The sequence below is a fragment of the Thermodesulfobacteriota bacterium genome (assembly GCA_026415035.1).
In the GTDB taxonomy this organism is placed as follows: Bacteria; Desulfobacterota; BSN033; order BSN033; family UBA1163; genus RBG-16-49-23.
Map to the genome: position 1 here is coordinate 19,792 of JAOAHX010000017.1, position 14,532 is coordinate 34,323.

At 56.6% G+C, this 14,532-nt stretch carries 11 protein-coding genes; 6 read left to right on the forward strand and 5 right to left on the reverse strand.

Features of this window, described 5'->3' with window-relative positions; all coding sequences use genetic code 11:
- Positions 1-7: 7 nt before the first annotated feature.
- Positions 8-1,429 carry a class II fumarate hydratase gene (locus tag N3G78_10425; GenBank protein ID MCX8118335.1) on the reverse strand — a complete coding sequence of 474 codons (1,422 nt, stop codon included), beginning with the start codon at positions 1,427-1,429 and terminating at the stop codon, positions 8-10.
- Positions 1,430-1,443: 14 nt separating this feature from the next.
- Entirely contained in the window at positions 1,444-4,914 is a 3,471-nt protein-coding gene (locus N3G78_10430; GenBank protein MCX8118336.1) for an alpha-amylase family glycosyl hydrolase, read from the reverse strand.
- Between the two features lie 135 nt (positions 4,915-5,049).
- Here N3G78_10430 and N3G78_10435 point away from each other — a divergent pair, with 135 nt between their 5' ends.
- From N3G78_10435 to N3G78_10455, 5 genes are all read left to right on the forward strand, one after another.
- Positions 5,050-5,871 carry a DUF72 domain-containing protein gene (locus N3G78_10435; GenBank protein ID MCX8118337.1) on the forward strand — a complete coding sequence of 274 codons (822 nt, stop codon included), beginning with the start codon at positions 5,050-5,052 and terminating at the stop codon, positions 5,869-5,871.
- Positions 5,872-5,966: 95 nt separating this feature from the next.
- Positions 5,967-6,344, forward strand: coding sequence for a phosphoribosyl-AMP cyclohydrolase (gene hisI, locus N3G78_10440; GenBank protein MCX8118338.1), 378 nt, complete (start codon positions 5,967-5,969; stop codon positions 6,342-6,344).
- Positions 6,290-7,213: an ATP phosphoribosyltransferase gene (gene hisG, locus N3G78_10445; protein ID MCX8118339.1), complete on the forward strand. Its 924-nt coding sequence runs from the start codon at positions 6,290-6,292 to the stop codon at positions 7,211-7,213. The genes hisI and hisG overlap by 55 nt, the downstream gene beginning before the upstream one ends.
- Before the next feature lie 43 nt (positions 7,214-7,256).
- Positions 7,257-9,128, forward strand: a complete 1,872-nt coding sequence (locus N3G78_10450) for a GNAT family N-acetyltransferase (GenBank protein MCX8118340.1) — start codon at positions 7,257-7,259, stop codon at positions 9,126-9,128.
- 285 nt (positions 9,129-9,413) lie between these two features.
- Positions 9,414-10,046 carry a YkgJ family cysteine cluster protein gene (locus N3G78_10455; protein ID MCX8118341.1) on the forward strand — a complete coding sequence of 211 codons (633 nt, stop codon included), beginning with the start codon at positions 9,414-9,416 and terminating at the stop codon, positions 10,044-10,046.
- Between the two features lie 179 nt (positions 10,047-10,225).
- Here N3G78_10455 and N3G78_10460 read toward each other — a convergent pair whose 3' ends face one another.
- The 3 genes from N3G78_10460 to N3G78_10470 all read right to left on the reverse strand — a co-directional run bounded on the left by N3G78_10460 (position 10,226) and on the right by N3G78_10470 (position 13,534).
- Complete coding sequence (locus N3G78_10460; GenBank protein ID MCX8118342.1) at positions 10,226-10,585, reverse strand: hypothetical protein; 360 nt, start codon at positions 10,583-10,585, stop codon at positions 10,226-10,228.
- 137 nt (positions 10,586-10,722) lie between these two features.
- On the reverse strand, positions 10,723-11,712 hold the full coding sequence (locus N3G78_10465; GenBank protein MCX8118343.1) for a hypothetical protein: 990 nt from the start codon (positions 11,710-11,712) through the stop codon (positions 10,723-10,725).
- A 550-nt stretch (positions 11,713-12,262) separates the two neighbouring features.
- Positions 12,263-13,534 carry a class I SAM-dependent RNA methyltransferase gene (locus N3G78_10470; GenBank protein MCX8118344.1) on the reverse strand — a complete coding sequence of 424 codons (1,272 nt, stop codon included), beginning with the start codon at positions 13,532-13,534 and terminating at the stop codon, positions 12,263-12,265.
- 133 nt (positions 13,535-13,667) lie between these two features.
- On the opposite strand from N3G78_10470, the gene accD reads away from it, so the two are divergent.
- Complete coding sequence (accD, locus tag N3G78_10475) at positions 13,668-14,531, forward strand: acetyl-CoA carboxylase, carboxyltransferase subunit beta (protein MCX8118345.1); 864 nt, start codon at positions 13,668-13,670, stop codon at positions 14,529-14,531.
- Position 14,532 lies beyond the last annotated feature (1 nt).

Consider the following 14,532-nt stretch of genomic DNA (forward strand, 5'->3'; position numbering starts at 1 on the left):
GATCCTGTCAAGGCCCTTTCCACTTTTTCCTCGGTCCAAGCATCGAAACGGGATTCAGCAGGCGGTCCAGTTTCTTTTTGGGGAGTATGCCTTCCTCCTCGGCGATCTGCCGGATCGTCTTCCCTTCTTGGTAAGCCCGTCTGGCCAGCCGCGATGCCTCCTCATAACCGATGGTCGGGGCCAGGGCGGTGACCAGGGCGAGGCTCTTCTCGATCATCTCCTCGCATCGCTCCCGATTGGCCTTCAACCCTTTCACACAGCGGTGATTGAAGGTGGCCACCCCATTGGCCAGCAGGCGGATGGATTCTAAGAGATGGAAGGCGATGAGGGGCATCATGGTGTTGAGCTCGAAATAGCCCTGGAGCCCCCCCAGGGTGATGGCGGTGTCGCTCCCGATGACATGGGCGCAGACCTGGATCAAGGATTCAGGGATGACGGGATTGACCTTTCCCGGCATCATGGAGGAGCCGGGTTGGACCTCGGGAAGGTGAATCTCTCCGAGGCCGCAACGGGGTCCTGACCCGAGCCACCGAATATCATTGGCGATCTTCAGGAGGCCGACCGCCACCGTCTTCAAAGCGCCGCTGACCTCGACCGAGGCATCGCGGGCGCCCTGGGCCTCGAAGGGAGAGGTCGCCTTCCGAAATTGCCCCCGGATCGTTTTGTTGATGATGGCGATCGCCTTTTTGGCGAAGAGGGGATGGGTGTTGGCCCCCGTGCCCACCGCGGTCCCGCCCAGGGGGAGTTCGTACAGGGAACCCATGGCCATCAGAATTCGAAAGATCCCGAATCGAACCTGCTGGGCATAACCCTCGAACTCCTGTCCCAACCGGATGGGAAGGGCATCCTGAAGATGGGTCCGTCCGATTTTGAGAACGGGGTAGAATTCCTTCGCCTTCTGGTCGAGCGACTCGTGGAGGTCCGTGAGGGCGGGCAGGAGCCTTTCGAGGAGGAGGGTGACCGCGGCGATGTGGAGGGCGGAGGGGAAGACGTCGTTGCTGGACTGACAGAGATTGACGTGGTCGTTCGGATGGACCGGGTGATAGGTTCCCTTCTGCCCCCCCAGGATCTCGTTGGCCCGATTGGCGATCACCTCGTTGGCGTTCATGTGGGTCGATGTGCCGGAGCCGGTTTGAAAGACATCGATGACAAACTGGTCGTCCCATTTCCCCTGCATCACCTCATAGGCGGCCTGTTCGATGGCCCTGGCCTGTCTCCTGTCGAGGAGGCCCAGTTCGGCATTGGCCCTGGCCGCGGCATACTTGATGAGGCCCAGGGCATGGATCAATTCCCGACCGAAACGGTATCCGCTGACCGGAAAATTATCGATCGCCCGCTTCGTGTTTCCCCCGTAATAGGCCTCTTTGAGAACCCGAACGGGCCCCATCGAATCTCTTTCGATCCTGTATCCCTTTTCTGAATTCACCATGGTTGGCCTCCTTCTCATGGATTTTCCGTCCTCAAGATCGATTTCAATCGCCCCACCTGATATTGGGAGCGCCTCTCCGCCTCCTGGAGCCTCTGGATCATCGACCAGGATCGTTCAAGTCCCCGGATCACCTCCTTGGCGGGCCGAAGGGGATGGTACCCGATTTGAAGGGCCGCGATCAGCATCCACCACCAGAGAAGTTCCTCAAAGGACTCTTGGTGAAACCAGAGGAGGTCTTGGTAAAGATTGACCCCTAAAAATTGAGAGGCCTCGGGGTCCTCGAAAAGGTCTTCCACGACCCGAAGGAGGTCCTCCTCTTCGAACCATCCCCCATGGCGGATCAGGAGGTGGATGAGCCTCACCGATCTACTTGCGATCTCTTCCTCAACCCCCAATCCCCTTAACGTATCGACCACGGCCTCATCGATCCATCCCTGCTCGGGATCGGGGCCAAGGCCCTTCGGCCCCTCTTTGCGGTCCATGGCCCTTTTTGCAAAATGGACGAAGAGCCAAGACAAGAGGGTTGGATAGGGATCGGGGGAACCCTGGAGGTTCTGGTGAAGGTATTCGGCCAGGGCCTTGAGGCCTTTCGGCCGAAAGAGCTGTGGCCTCCGGGTGAGGACCGGAAGGTAAAGGATGGCCTCCAATTTCTGTCTGATCTCCTGCGAGAGGGCCTCTCCCGAGGGAGGGCCTTCTAAGGCCTCGTCGACCGCCCTCAGGAAATGGCGAAGCCTCTGTTCGACCTCATCGAGCAAGCTTCGGTCCACCGAGGTTCCGGACCGGGTCAGACGGGCCTCCATGAGCCTTTGGAAGAAAGGGGCAGAGACAAAGGCCCTGAAGGCCTGGCGGACCGAAGAGAACCGGATCTCCCTCAAAGGCGCTTCGAGGTCGGCCACGCCCCGTCCCCCGAGCCACCGGTTCAGCTGCTCATAGTGACCCCAGAGGTTGTCCTGGACCTCCCGGAAGTCGAGGAAGACATGGTACTCGTAGGCCCCCAATTCCGCGTAGAGGCCTTTTTCACAGAGCTCTTTGGAATTTCGGATGTATTGGAGGCCCGAGATGTGATCTCGAAAGAGACAGAAATGGTGGGGGTCCCCCTGAAGGCCCAGGCCCTCGCCCAGGGTCTTCTGGATCAAGATCCTCTCTCCCCCTGCTTCGGTCGAATAGGCCACCGAAGTGCGAACCCAGCCGGAGGTGTGGCCGTAACGGTTATGATAGAGGACGAGGGCCCGCTCCTCTCCCAGACGGTTCGAATAGGCGAAGACGTCTTCGTTGACCCATCCCTCGGGGGTGAAGAAATCGTAGAGCAAAAAATGTCTCACCTCGGCGAAGAGGGGACGGCGCTTTAGAAGCGGGAAGATCTCTCTCTCGTGGCGGTCGATCAACTCGAGATCGGGTTCCTCGTCCCATTTGGCGGTTCGATACTCCATCCCGTATTTTTCTCTAAACCCTTCGATCTGGCCATGGGCGAACATGGGAAGGCCGGGCAGGGTGACCATGAGGGTGCAGATCCCGAAGTATTTATCTTCCCTTCCGAACTGGGCGATGGCGGTCTCCTCATCCGGGTTGCTCATGAAGTTGACAAACCGCTTCAGGATTTCCGGGTTGAACTCCAGGGTATTCTTCATCACCGATCGGTAATTTGCGTTCTCTTCGTCCTTCAGCATGTTCATGAAGGCACTGTTATAGACGCGGTGCATCCCGAGGCTCCGGACAAAGTAGCCCTCAAGGAGCCAGAAGGCCTCGGCGAGGAGAAGCGTCTCCGGGGCCTCCTCTCCCACGCGGTCCACCACCTGCCGCCAGAATTCCTCGGGCATATGGCGGTTGAACTCCTCGCGGCTCATTCCGTGTTCCGCCCGCGACGGGATGGCCCCACCGGTGCCGGGTTCGGGAAACCAGAGCCGCTGGTAATGTTTTTTGGTGAGGGTCATGGCGGCATCAAAGCGGATGATCGGAAACTTCCGCGCGACGTGAAGGATCGTCTGGATCACGGCCTCCCGGACTTCTGCTTTCAGGAAATTGAGCTGGGCCGTATCGTTCCAGGGCATCCGGGTCCCGTCGTTGCCGTGGTACATGTAGCGCTCCTGCCCCGTTCTCCGATCGACCCATTTAAAAACGACGGCCGCATCGGTCCGATCGTAGTAGTGGTCCTCGAGATAGATGCCGATCTCGCCGTGCCAGGAGAGGTCCGGCCCGTTGAAACGATAGGACGGAAAGGGGCTTTCCTCGGATTGAATGAACCAGTCGGGATGGTGGATGACCCATCTCGAATCGATCCCCATGTGGTTGGGGACCATATCGCTCGCCAACCGGATGCCCCTTCTTCCGGCGCGGTCCTTCAAGTTCTGAAAGGCCTCCTCCCCGCCCAGGTCCCCGGCGATCTCGTAGTCGAAGAGGGAGTAGGCCGAGGCCGCGGCCTCCGGATTTCCCATCAACTCTTTGATCTTCTTGGAAGCAAGGCTACGTTCCCAGATGCCGATGAGCCAGAGGCCGGTGATCCCCCAGCGGGCCAGGAGATCCAGTTCTTCATCCGGGATCTGGTCGAGGCGATTGATGGACCGACGATACTTTCTCGAGAGCTGATGGAGCCAGACGTAGATGTTTTTGGCGAGGAGGACCACCTTCGGCATCCATTCGAGATCGGGGCTGAACCGTTCCGGCTCTTCTTCCTGGCCCGTATATTGGTAGACTTCCGCTGGCGGAGGATGGCTTAAGGGAGAGAATCTCCTCATGCGAGCGATCTCTTCTTCTTTGAGAAGGTCGAGGCCCCGGAGGAGAAGGGGGAGATATCGGCCCAATAGATAGCCCCAGCGCTTGAGGATGTATTCGAGCTGGCCCCAGAGGGAATGAGGCACCGCACGGGCGGGGCTCCGGAGCATCTCGAGGAGGGATTGGTCCTCGGGTCCGAAGGTCGGCTGGCTCCTGAAGAAGTCGGAGAGTTGCTCGATGATCGAAGCATAGGCCGTCTCTTCTGCGAGGACCGTGTCATCGAAAAGTTCGAGGAAGGGTGAGAAGGCGGGGTTGACGTTGGCCAGCCAGAGCAGGAGCATCTCTTCGAGGGCGACCTGACGGTTTTCGATGCCCTCCGTCTTTCCTTCCAGGTAGGTGTCTAAGTCGATCTCCCCGCGGTAAAGGCTTATCGAGGGAAACTCTTCGGAGAATTTCCTCAAGGCCTTCTCCACCTCGCCTCTTCCCAAATTTTTATGAAGCCACTGGAGGGCCTCTTCCATGACGAGAGGTTTTTTTTCCTCTCTGTAAAGGGCGACGACATGGTGAAGGATTTCGTCGATCAGACCCATGGCGTAGAGGTCTCCCGGTTGAACGGTTCGCTCGGGAAACCGGTCAGCCTCCCTTTTTGCGTTCATCTGTTGGGCGAATCGCCTGACCGCACGGAGATCGGGAAAGATCACGTTGCCCCGGATCGTGATGAGGGACGCGTCGAAGCGATACCGATCCCTCGCCTTCCGGGAGATGTGGAATTCCATACCGACCCCCTCAGCGACGTGTTTTCCTTAATATAGGCCAATCCACCCCAAGACTCAAGAAAAACCGGAACATCGCCTCGGATTGACCGGATCCCTCTTAATATGATACGTTAAGGGCGAAAAGGGCTTTGAAGGATGGTGTCCGTAGGAGCAGACCCGACGATCAAGGTCGGGACGAGCGGGTTTTCGTTCAGGGATTGGAAGGGGACGATCTATCCCCCTGGTCTTCCCGAGAGGGAGATGCTGTCCTACTACGAGAAGGAACTCGGTTTCCGTGCCCTGGAGGTGAACTTCACCTACTATAGCCTTCCCTCTCAGAAGAGCCTTGCGGCGATGGCCAAGAAGACCTCGCCGGACTTTGAATTCGTCGTCAAGGCCCACAAAGGCCTCACCCACGAGATCCGGGATCGGGAAACGAAAAAGTGGATCGACAATCGGGAGACCTTCCGTCAGTTCAGATCGAGCCTCGATCCGTTGATTGCGGAGGGGAAACTGGCCACGGTCCTGGCTCAATTTCCCTACGGCTTCTTCCCGATCCGAGAGAATTTCGACTATCTTCATAGATTCAGGGGGCTGATGGAGGGGGTTCCTCTCGTTTGCGAATTTCGGAACGAAGCCTGGATGAGAGAGGAGACCTTTGACTTCCTCTCGAAGGAGGAGATCGGCTACTGCATCGTGGACGAGCCCAAACTTCCCCAATTGATGCCTTACCTTCCGAGGGCCACCTCTTCGATCGGCTACTTCCGGTTCCACGGGAGAAATCCCAACTGGTTTCAGGTCCCTTCCTCGGTAAGGTACGATTACCTCTACAGCGAGGAAGAAATCAGGACGTTTGTCCCGGATATCCTGGAGATTTCGAAAAAGACGGCCAAGACCTTCGTCTTCTTCAACAATTGCCATGCCGGCTCCGCGGCTAAAAATGCGGCCCAGTTGGCCCAACTCTTGGCCAAGCCGTAGCAGGCTCGGCCTGGTCAGGGATGGGGGCGACGCCCCTTCCCGGAGAATCCCGCGCGGGCGGAATCCATTTCGATGAACGTTTTCAAGGAGGCACCGTGATCCAGATCGACTTCGAAAAGGGCGGGGGGCTGATCCCGGCGGTCATCCAGGATCATGCCACCGGCCGTGTCCTGATGTTGGGCTACATGAATCGAGATTCGTGGGAGGAGACCCTGAAGACCGGAAGGGTCACCTACTGGTCTCGATCTCGGAAACAGCTCTGGTTGAAAGGGGAGAGCTCGGGCCATTTTCAGGTGGTCCGAGAGATCTATCTCGATTGCGATGGGGACACCCTCTTGATCCGGGTCGAGCAGATCGGAGGGGCCGCCTGCCATACCGGCTTTCAGAGTTGTTTCCACCATCGATACGAGGACGGTCGATGGGTGATCCGAGGGGAAAAAATCTTCGATCCGGAGGAGGTCTATCAAAAGTGAACACCCTTAAATTGGGGATCCCGAAGGGAAGCCTTGAGAATGCCACCATCGAGCTCTTTCGAAAATCGGGGTGGAAGATCGTGGTCAGTGCCCGCAGTTATTTCCCCACGGTGGATGACGAGGAGATTCGATGTACCCTCGTTCGAGCCCAGGAGATGTCGAGATTTGTGGAGATGGGGACCCTCGACGCGGGGCTGACGGGGAAAGACTGGGTCCTGGAGAATGGGTCCGATGTCGTCGTGGTTCAAGACCTGGTCTATTCGAAGACGAGCACCGCTCCGGCCCGGTGGGTCTTGGTGGTGGCGGAGGATTCCCCCATCCGGTCGATCTATGACCTGGAGGGGAAGAAGATCTTTACGGAGCTGGTCAATTTTACCCGGAGATACTTCGCCGAGAGGAACATCAAGGTGGATGTGGAGTTCTCCTGGGGAGCGACCGAAGGAAAGGTGATCGAAGGCCTTTGCGACGCGATCGTGGAGGTCACCGAGACGGGAAGCACCCTCCGGGCCAATAAACTGAGGATCGTCGAGGAGCTGCTTCAGACCAATACCCAACTCATCGCGAACCGCGAGGCCTACGAGGACCCTTGGAAGAGGGAGAAGATCGAGCAGATCTCCCTCCTGCTTCAGGGCGCCCTTCGGGCCGAGGGGATGGTGGGGCTGAAGATGAACGTCCCGGCCAACGATCTGAAGAGCGTCATCGAGATCCTTCCCTGCATCACGGCACCGACCATCTCCAACCTCTTTCAGAGCGATTGGTTTGCCGTGGAGGTGATGGTCTCGGAGAAGGAGGTTCGGGAGCTCATCCCTCAGCTCCTCAAACGGGGGGCCGTGGGGATCATCGAATATCCTCTAAACAAAGTGATCTAACGGGCCCGGGAGGCCCCATCGGTTTTAAAGGCAGGGTGGCATCGTGGGCCTGGAGAAGTGGAAAGAGAAATTCCCCCAAAAATTTTTGGCCGAGGAGTTCATCTTCGGCCACATCCACCGTGGGGATCGGATCTTCATCGGGACCGGATGCGGGGAGCCCCAGCATCTGGTCAAGGCCCTGAGCCAATACGTCCAAAAGCATCCCAAGAGCCTCACCGATGCGGAACTCCTCCAGGTCTGGACGATGGGGATCAACCCCCACGCGGATGAAATATGGAAGGACGTTTTCCGGCACAACTCCTTTTTTATCTCCGATCCCATCCGGGAGGCCGTCAACCAGGGTGCCGCGGACTATACCCCTGTCTTTCTTTCCCAGGTCCCCAGCCTCTTCTACCGGGGACTTGTCCCGATCGATGTCGCCCTGATTCAAACGTCCCCTCCCGACGATCACGGGTTTATGAACCTCGGGGTGAGCGTCGACATTGTCAAGGCCGCAGCCGAAAAGGCCCGCCTGGTGGTGGCGCAGGTCAACCCGCGGATGCCGAGGGTTCATGGCGATGGCTTTATTCATATTGAGGAGGTCGATTTCATCCTCCCCCACGAAGAGCCCATCCTCGAATTTGTCCCGGAGGCCGACACGGCCATAGCCGACCAGATCGGAAAATATGTGGCCCGATTGATTCGAGACGGAGATACCATTCAGATCGGCTATGGGGCGATCCCGAATGCCATTCTGACCCACCTGGGCCAAAAACGACATTTAGGCGTCCATTCGGAGCTCCTCACCGACGGCGTGGTCGAGCTGATGAAGAGGCGGGTCATCGACAACACCCGGAAAACGATCAACCGCGGAAAGACCATCGCCTCTTTCTGTATGGGCCGTCAGGAGACCTATGCGTATCTCCATGACAATCCCGCCATCGAATTGCGGACCATCGATTATACCAACAACCCCCTCATTATCGCCCAACACGAACGGATGACGGCCATTAATACGGCCCTCGAAATCGACCTGACGGGCCAGGCCTCCGCCGAATCGATCGGCAGGACCTTCTACAGCGGCATCGGGGGACAGGCCGATTTTATGCGGGGGGCGGCCCTGGCCAGGGAGGGGAAGACGATCCTCGCCCTTCCCTCCACGGCGGATCAAGGAAGGCGCTCCCGGATCGTTCCCTTTCTCCGGGAGGGGGCAGGGGTGACCCTCCATCGCGGGGATGTCCATTATGTGGTGACCGAATATGGCATTGCCCACCTGCGGGGCAAGAATATCCGGGAGCGGGCGATGGCCCTCATCGCCATCGCCCATCCCAACTTCAGGTCCTGGCTGATCGAGGAGGCGAAGAAATCCCATCTCATCTATCCGGATCAAGCCTTCATTCCGGGTTTGAGGGGAGAGTACCCTGAACATCTGGAAATCCACCGGACGACCAAGACCGGCCTGGGGCTTTTGATAAGGCCCGTCAGGCTGGACGACGAGCCCCTTCTCAAAGAGTTCTTTTATTCCCTGTCGGAGAACAGTCTCTATCGGAGGTTCATCTCCCTGAGAAAGGACATGCCCCATGAACGATTGCAATCCTTCGTCGTCATTGATTATACGAAAGAGATGGTCCTTCTGGCCGTCCTTCGGGAGGGTGAAAGAGACGTCGTGGTGGGCATGGGACAATATTCCATCGATGAGGCCACCTACACGGCCGAGGTCGGTTTTGCCGTCAGGGATGATTACCAGAACAAGGGGATCGGGACGGAGCTGCTCGCCTATCTCACCCTTCTCGCCAAACAGCAAGGGCTTCTGGGATTTTATGCAGAGGTGCTCGTGGAGAACCGCCCCATGCTCCATCTCTTCGAAAAAATGGGTTTTCGAATCGAGAAGAGACGGGACGAACGGATTTACGAGTTGAACATGACCTTTCCCTGAGGGCTCGGGCCCTTTCGATGATTTAGGCAATGGGCAAGGGCCTTTTAACGGATGGGCATTAACCCTCCTCCAAAAAATTCTTTCTCCGTTCATTTTCAAATGAGCCCCCCTCCCCTGGTTCATCGAACCCTTCCTGAGTCTTCCCGGCCCCTTTGACTTGGGAGTCCCCTATGGTATGTTAATGTGAAAGGGGATTGCGGGGGAGCCGCCGACATCCCGGAAATCCCCAAGGACGTTTTCCCTCTTCCGGTTTTGGGGTTTTGGGTTAAGGGGTGTGAAGGATCGATGCCTCTTTCCTCTTTTAACCGGAAGCTCATCGAGGCTCTTTCCGAGTTGTATGCTGAAATGGATCGGCAAACGGCCGAGTTCCGGAGGGCCACGGGACTCCGCTGTCCTCCCGGCTGTGGCCAATGTTGCGAAACTCAAACGCCTCAGGTGACCGTGCTCGAGATGCTGCCGGCGGCAGGAGAGCTGTTTGCTCGGGGGACGGCCGACCGATGGCTGGAGCGCATTGCCTCGTCCGGGGAGGGGGCGAGATGCGTCTTTTACGAACCCGATCCTTCGATCCGGGGAAACGGGCTTTGTCAATTTTACGGTTTCCGGCCCTCCGTGTGTCGCCTGTTTGGTTTTGCGGGGATGAAAGATAGGGAGGGACGATTGATATTGCAGGCCTGCCGTCGCCAGAAGGAGGAGATGCCTCTCCTCGTCGAAAAGGCCCAGGAAGCCCTCTCAAAAGGGGGTGTCGCGCCGAGCTACGATCACTTCTTCCTCAGGTTGTTTGCGCTGGAGCCCTCCCTTCGAGGAGATCGGATGCCGATCAACCGGGCCCTCCGCCTTGCCCTCGAGAGATACGGGCTCATGGTTCAACTGGTTGAGGCCGAGGGTTTTGAATCGGAGAAAAAAGGTGAAAGACCTTGAACTTAGACAATTCTTGCGATCCCGGCCGGAGTCTGAAGGCCCAAGGATTCAGCCCTGAGGTCATTTCAGACAGAGGCTTTTCCTTCCTCTCGCCATAGAGGGGGTTCATGAAAGACTAGCCCTTTGGGGTGGATCATTGGTTGGGGGCTATCTTAGACAAGGGCCTTTCTTTACGGTCTTCACTTCAAGCCGATGAGAGAGATGAAAAGAATCAGGGCCACAAGACCGGTCAAGATGAGTAAAAGGCTTCCGATGAATTTGCGGGCTTGAGGAAAATGGCGGCTCAACGCTTCATCGCGGTCCATATCGGTCGACTCCAAACTCTTAAGAGTCCCCTGGATTGCATGGATATGTCTTTCCATCTCCGCAACGAAGCGGGCTCCTTCCGCATCGTCAGACGTGGCGATCTTCTTTAAATATTTACGGAAGGCCGAATCTACGTTCCGATTATTCAGGGCCTTCGTGAGCTGATACACCCGATCGATGGCCGGCCCGAACTGCGGTTTAATCTGGACCGTCTCGGCAACAAGGTTCTCCATCTCCTTTTGGCCCATATTTTTTCTCCCCCAAAGAATTCGGCCTCTTGGAGGTCATCCGCCCCTTTTCAAGACGAACGCCTTCTGAGCCTTTGTCTTACTCTACCCTCCTTTGAAATCCGTTGCAAGGCTTACATCCCTCAGATCTCCCAAAACCTGAAGGCTCGGCGTCGGCTGGGGCTCGAGATCCTTCCGGCTCGATCAGTCTCCTCCGCCCTGAAGAAGGCCATATGGATCACTGTGTCCTGATATACGAGGGAGGACCCCACGATGGTCTTTCCTTCGAAGCGGTGATCCCAACCGTATCCGACGGATTCGTACCGCTCCTCTTGGCATGTCTTGGCTTCTTCGATAAAACGACTTGCTTCCCTTTCGATGGGGGAGTGGGTTCCTTTTTCCTTTCTAAATAGGGCGTCCATCGCATAACTCTTCACCAGCTTGCCATGAATTTGTTTATAGGCCTGGCTTCGGGAAAGGATGTCGAAACCCACGGCCTTTCCGTTGACGATGACCAAAATCCCTTTCTGATCCTCGAGACAGGGAAAGGCCTTCAGGAAAACGGCCAGCTCCTCCTCCTTCGCCTCGAAGACATCCCTCATGGCTTGGGTTGGAGAAAAGACCTGGGCGTCTTTGGCCAAATAGGTCAACTCATCCCAGACCTCCCTCTGGTTGCTGGCATAGGCGAGCGAATCCTTCAAGCTTCGGCTCACCGATGCCACCTTTTTCGCCCTGGCCTTCTTGTACATCAGATTCCCTGAGGGTTCAAATTCTCTTGAAGCATAGGCCCATCTTCCCTGTTCCGTGCAGCTGACGGGGATGATGGTCTCAGCCCCTTCTTTGAGGAGGATGGTCGTGTTCAACACCCTGTTCTGCTTTGCCCCTTCAAGCTCCTCTCCGTCGAGGAGAAGGATCGGAATATCCGCCCTGTTCACCACTTTCAATTCAGGCACCGAACCGGCCTGGCTGACCTCGGTGATGGTCAGGAGCCTCTTTTCAAGGGCCTCCCCGAGTGTGATATAGGGAGGACCTCCCTCGAGGGAGGTGAATAAGGCAACGACCGCCATGTTCTCAAAAACCCTCGGTTCCCCCAATTCGATCTTCGTCAAGAATTCAACGATGATGGGATTCATCTGTTCCTCCTTTCTCCGATGGGGGCTCTTTTTTGATCCAACCGAACCCGTTACATCGGAAACACACTTCGATCTTCTTTCCCCCGTTAATCAATTTGCCGGTGCCCCCGCAAGAGGGGCACCAGGCCATCTTAAACTTTTCGGGGTCGATATCCCTACCCCTCTTCCCTTTTTTCTCTGACTTCATGTCAACTCTGTCTGAAGAGGTTTACGAGGAGATGACCTCCATTCCGATCAGATCCTGGTCGACCTCCTGCAGGTGCTTGAAGAGATGGATGTCCCAAGTTTTTTGGCTTTTCTTTCTCGTTCCGGTTTAAGGAGATGAAGCCTTCAAAATGGCCCATGATCCGCAGAGTGGGGCAGATCACCTCTCCATGAAAACCCCCTTAGGATGGGTTCTTTTAGTTCATGATAATAACAGGCCAACTACCCCAAAGGGTGTCCTATGTTATTGTTAAAAAAATCCAATAGTTACGAGTTGAGAAGGGGGCTTCCGAGGGGGATTTAAAGGGATGGCCTTTGGATCGTTTCAATCCTTCGAAGGGGAAGGTCAAGATCTTAAGAACAATCCCACCACCTCCATGTGATAGGTTTGTGGGAACATGTCGATGAGACGGACTTGTTGGAGGGCATAGCCCTTTTTCACGAAGAAGTGGACATCCCTTGAGAAGGTCGCGGGATCGCAGGAGACATAGACGATCTTTTCAGGGGCCAATCGTGTGATCTCCTCAGTGATCCTTTTGCCTCCTGCCCGGGGTGGGTCGAGAACCAAAAGTTTCCATCCTTCCCCGGCCTCCCCTAACTTTTCTTCCACCCTGCCCAGGCGGAACTGACAGTTTTTTATCCGGTTGACCTTGGCGTTGTAGCGGGCATCGGCAACTGCTGTCGCATCCTCCTCGATTCCCATGACCCACCCCGTTTCCGCCGCCAAAGGGAGCGAGAGGTTGCCGATGCCCGCGTAGAGGTCGAGGACTCGATCTCCCTTTCCCAAATCCCCGAACTCCAGGACTGTCTGAATCAGTTGAGGATTCTGGTAGGGATTGACCTGGCAGAAGCTTCCCGGAGAGACGCGGAAGCGAAAGGCCATCGTCCTCTCCCCTCTCTTTAACGGAACCGTCAGATTCAGATAAGGATCGCCAAGGAACTCCCAGTCCCCTTTCCTTGTCAGGGCGATCCCCTTTAATGGGGAGGGGGGTTGGAGGAGATCTTTCAGAAATGGCTTTTTCCCCTTCGGAGGCAGACAACCATGCAAGACCAATATCCCTTTTCCCTCATCGGGCGAGACGTTGATTTCGATCTGCGCGGCACCGGAAAGGAGGTGCGGTCTCTCTCGGAGATGCCGGAGGATGAGGTTGATCAGGGAATGAGCGATCAAACATCCTTCCACCTCGACGATTCGACGGGATTGCTGGGCGAAAAACCCGATCCTGCTTCTTTGAACCTTGCACTGGACCCTAATTCGATATCCAAAAGGCGGGGAGGAGGGGGCCGTGGAGATAACAGGGACCTCCTTCAGCCCGGCGATCCTGTGGAGCAGGTCGATCAAGATCTCTTTCTTGAACGTCTCCTGGGCGGAGGGGTCGATATGCTGCCACTGACAACCCCCGCAGGTCCCGAAATAAGGACAGGGGGCCTGGACCCTCAGAGGAGAAGAGGTCAGGATCTCTTTTACCTGGCCGATCAGGTAGTCCTTTTTCTCCGAGGTGATTTCAACGACGACCTCCTCTCCGGCAAGGGTGCCTGGGACGAAGATCACTTTGCCATCGATCCGTCCCACCCCCGTTCCTCCAAAAGCCATCGAATAGATTTTGACCCGCCTCATCCTTGCCTAAGATATCATCCCGCCGCAGAGGATTCAATTGCCTCCAGGCGGGTTCGATTGACTTATCCCCCTTGTTTTGTTAGATATTTACGTCACCCTTACTCTATCTGATGGAGAGGCGTTTTTCCATTCCATGGCCTGGTTCAGAAAGGGAGAGGAGGAAGAAAAAAGAGGGGAGAGGCGGGAGGAGACCAGGGCCTTTGACGAGCTCTGGGTAAAGTGCAAATCCTGCAACGAGATGATCTACCGGAAGGTCATCGAGCGAAACCTCCAGGTCTGCCCCAAATGTAATTATCATTTTCAAATCCCCGCGAGGAAACGGATCGAGTGGATGGTGGATCCGGGGACATTTGTCGAATACGATTCCAACCTCCTCCCCACCGACCCTCTCGAATTCAAGGATTCGAAACGGTATTCCCACCGCATCAAAGAATCCCAGGAGGCCACCGGGCAGAAGGATGCGGTCATCTGCGGCGAGGCGGCTTTCGAAGGGGAGCCGGCGATGATCGCGGTCTTCGAATTCAATTTCATGGGTGGGAGCATGGGGTCGGTCGTTGGAGAGAAGATTACCCGTTTGATCGAAAGGGCCATCGAGAAGAGGATCGGGGTCGTCATCTTCTGTGCCTCGGGCGGTGCGAGGATGCAGGAAGGGATCCTCTCCTTGATGCAGATGGCCAAGACGAGCGCGGCCCTGGCCCGGCTTCACGAAGCGAGGCTCCCATATATTACGGTTCTGACGGATCCCACGACGGGCGGGGTATCGGCGAGCATCGCCATGCTGGGGGATGTCATCATCGCGGAGCCCAAGGCCATGATCGGATTTGCTGGGCCCCGGGTCATCAAAGACACCATCCGGGCGGAGCTGCCCGAGGGGTTTCAGAGGGCCGAATATCTTCTCCAGCATGGGATGGTGGACCTCATCGTCGAACGAAAAGACCTCCGCCATACCATCGCCCTGCTTCTCAAGATGCTCAAAGTCGAAACCCCCAGGTCCTGAG

What these genes read in the sequence shown, in the direction of transcription:
- hisG (MCX8118339.1), top strand. Translation starts at nt 6,290, where the DNA reads ATGGGTGATCCGAGGGGAAAAAATCTTCGATCCGGAGGAGGTCTATCA.
- N3G78_10470 (MCX8118344.1), bottom strand. Translation starts at nt 13,534, where the DNA reads ATGAGGCGGGTCAAAATCTATTCGATGGCTTTTGGAGGAACGGGGGTG.
- N3G78_10430 (MCX8118336.1), bottom strand. Translation starts at nt 4,914, where the DNA reads ATGGAATTCCACATCTCCCGGAAGGCGAGGGATCGGTATCGCTTCGAC.
- accD (MCX8118345.1), top strand. Translation starts at nt 13,668, where the DNA reads ATGGCCTGGTTCAGAAAGGGAGAGGAGGAAGAAAAAAGAGGGGAGAGG.
- N3G78_10435 (MCX8118337.1), top strand. Translation starts at nt 5,050, where the DNA reads ATGGTGTCCGTAGGAGCAGACCCGACGATCAAGGTCGGGACGAGCGGG.
- N3G78_10425 (MCX8118335.1), bottom strand. Translation starts at nt 1,429, where the DNA reads ATGGTGAATTCAGAAAAGGGATACAGGATCGAAAGAGATTCGATGGGG.
- N3G78_10460 (MCX8118342.1), bottom strand. Translation starts at nt 10,585, where the DNA reads ATGGAGAACCTTGTTGCCGAGACGGTCCAGATTAAACCGCAGTTCGGG.
- N3G78_10465 (MCX8118343.1), bottom strand. Translation starts at nt 11,712, where the DNA reads ATGAATCCCATCATCGTTGAATTCTTGACGAAGATCGAATTGGGGGAA.
- N3G78_10455 (MCX8118341.1), top strand. Translation starts at nt 9,414, where the DNA reads ATGCCTCTTTCCTCTTTTAACCGGAAGCTCATCGAGGCTCTTTCCGAG.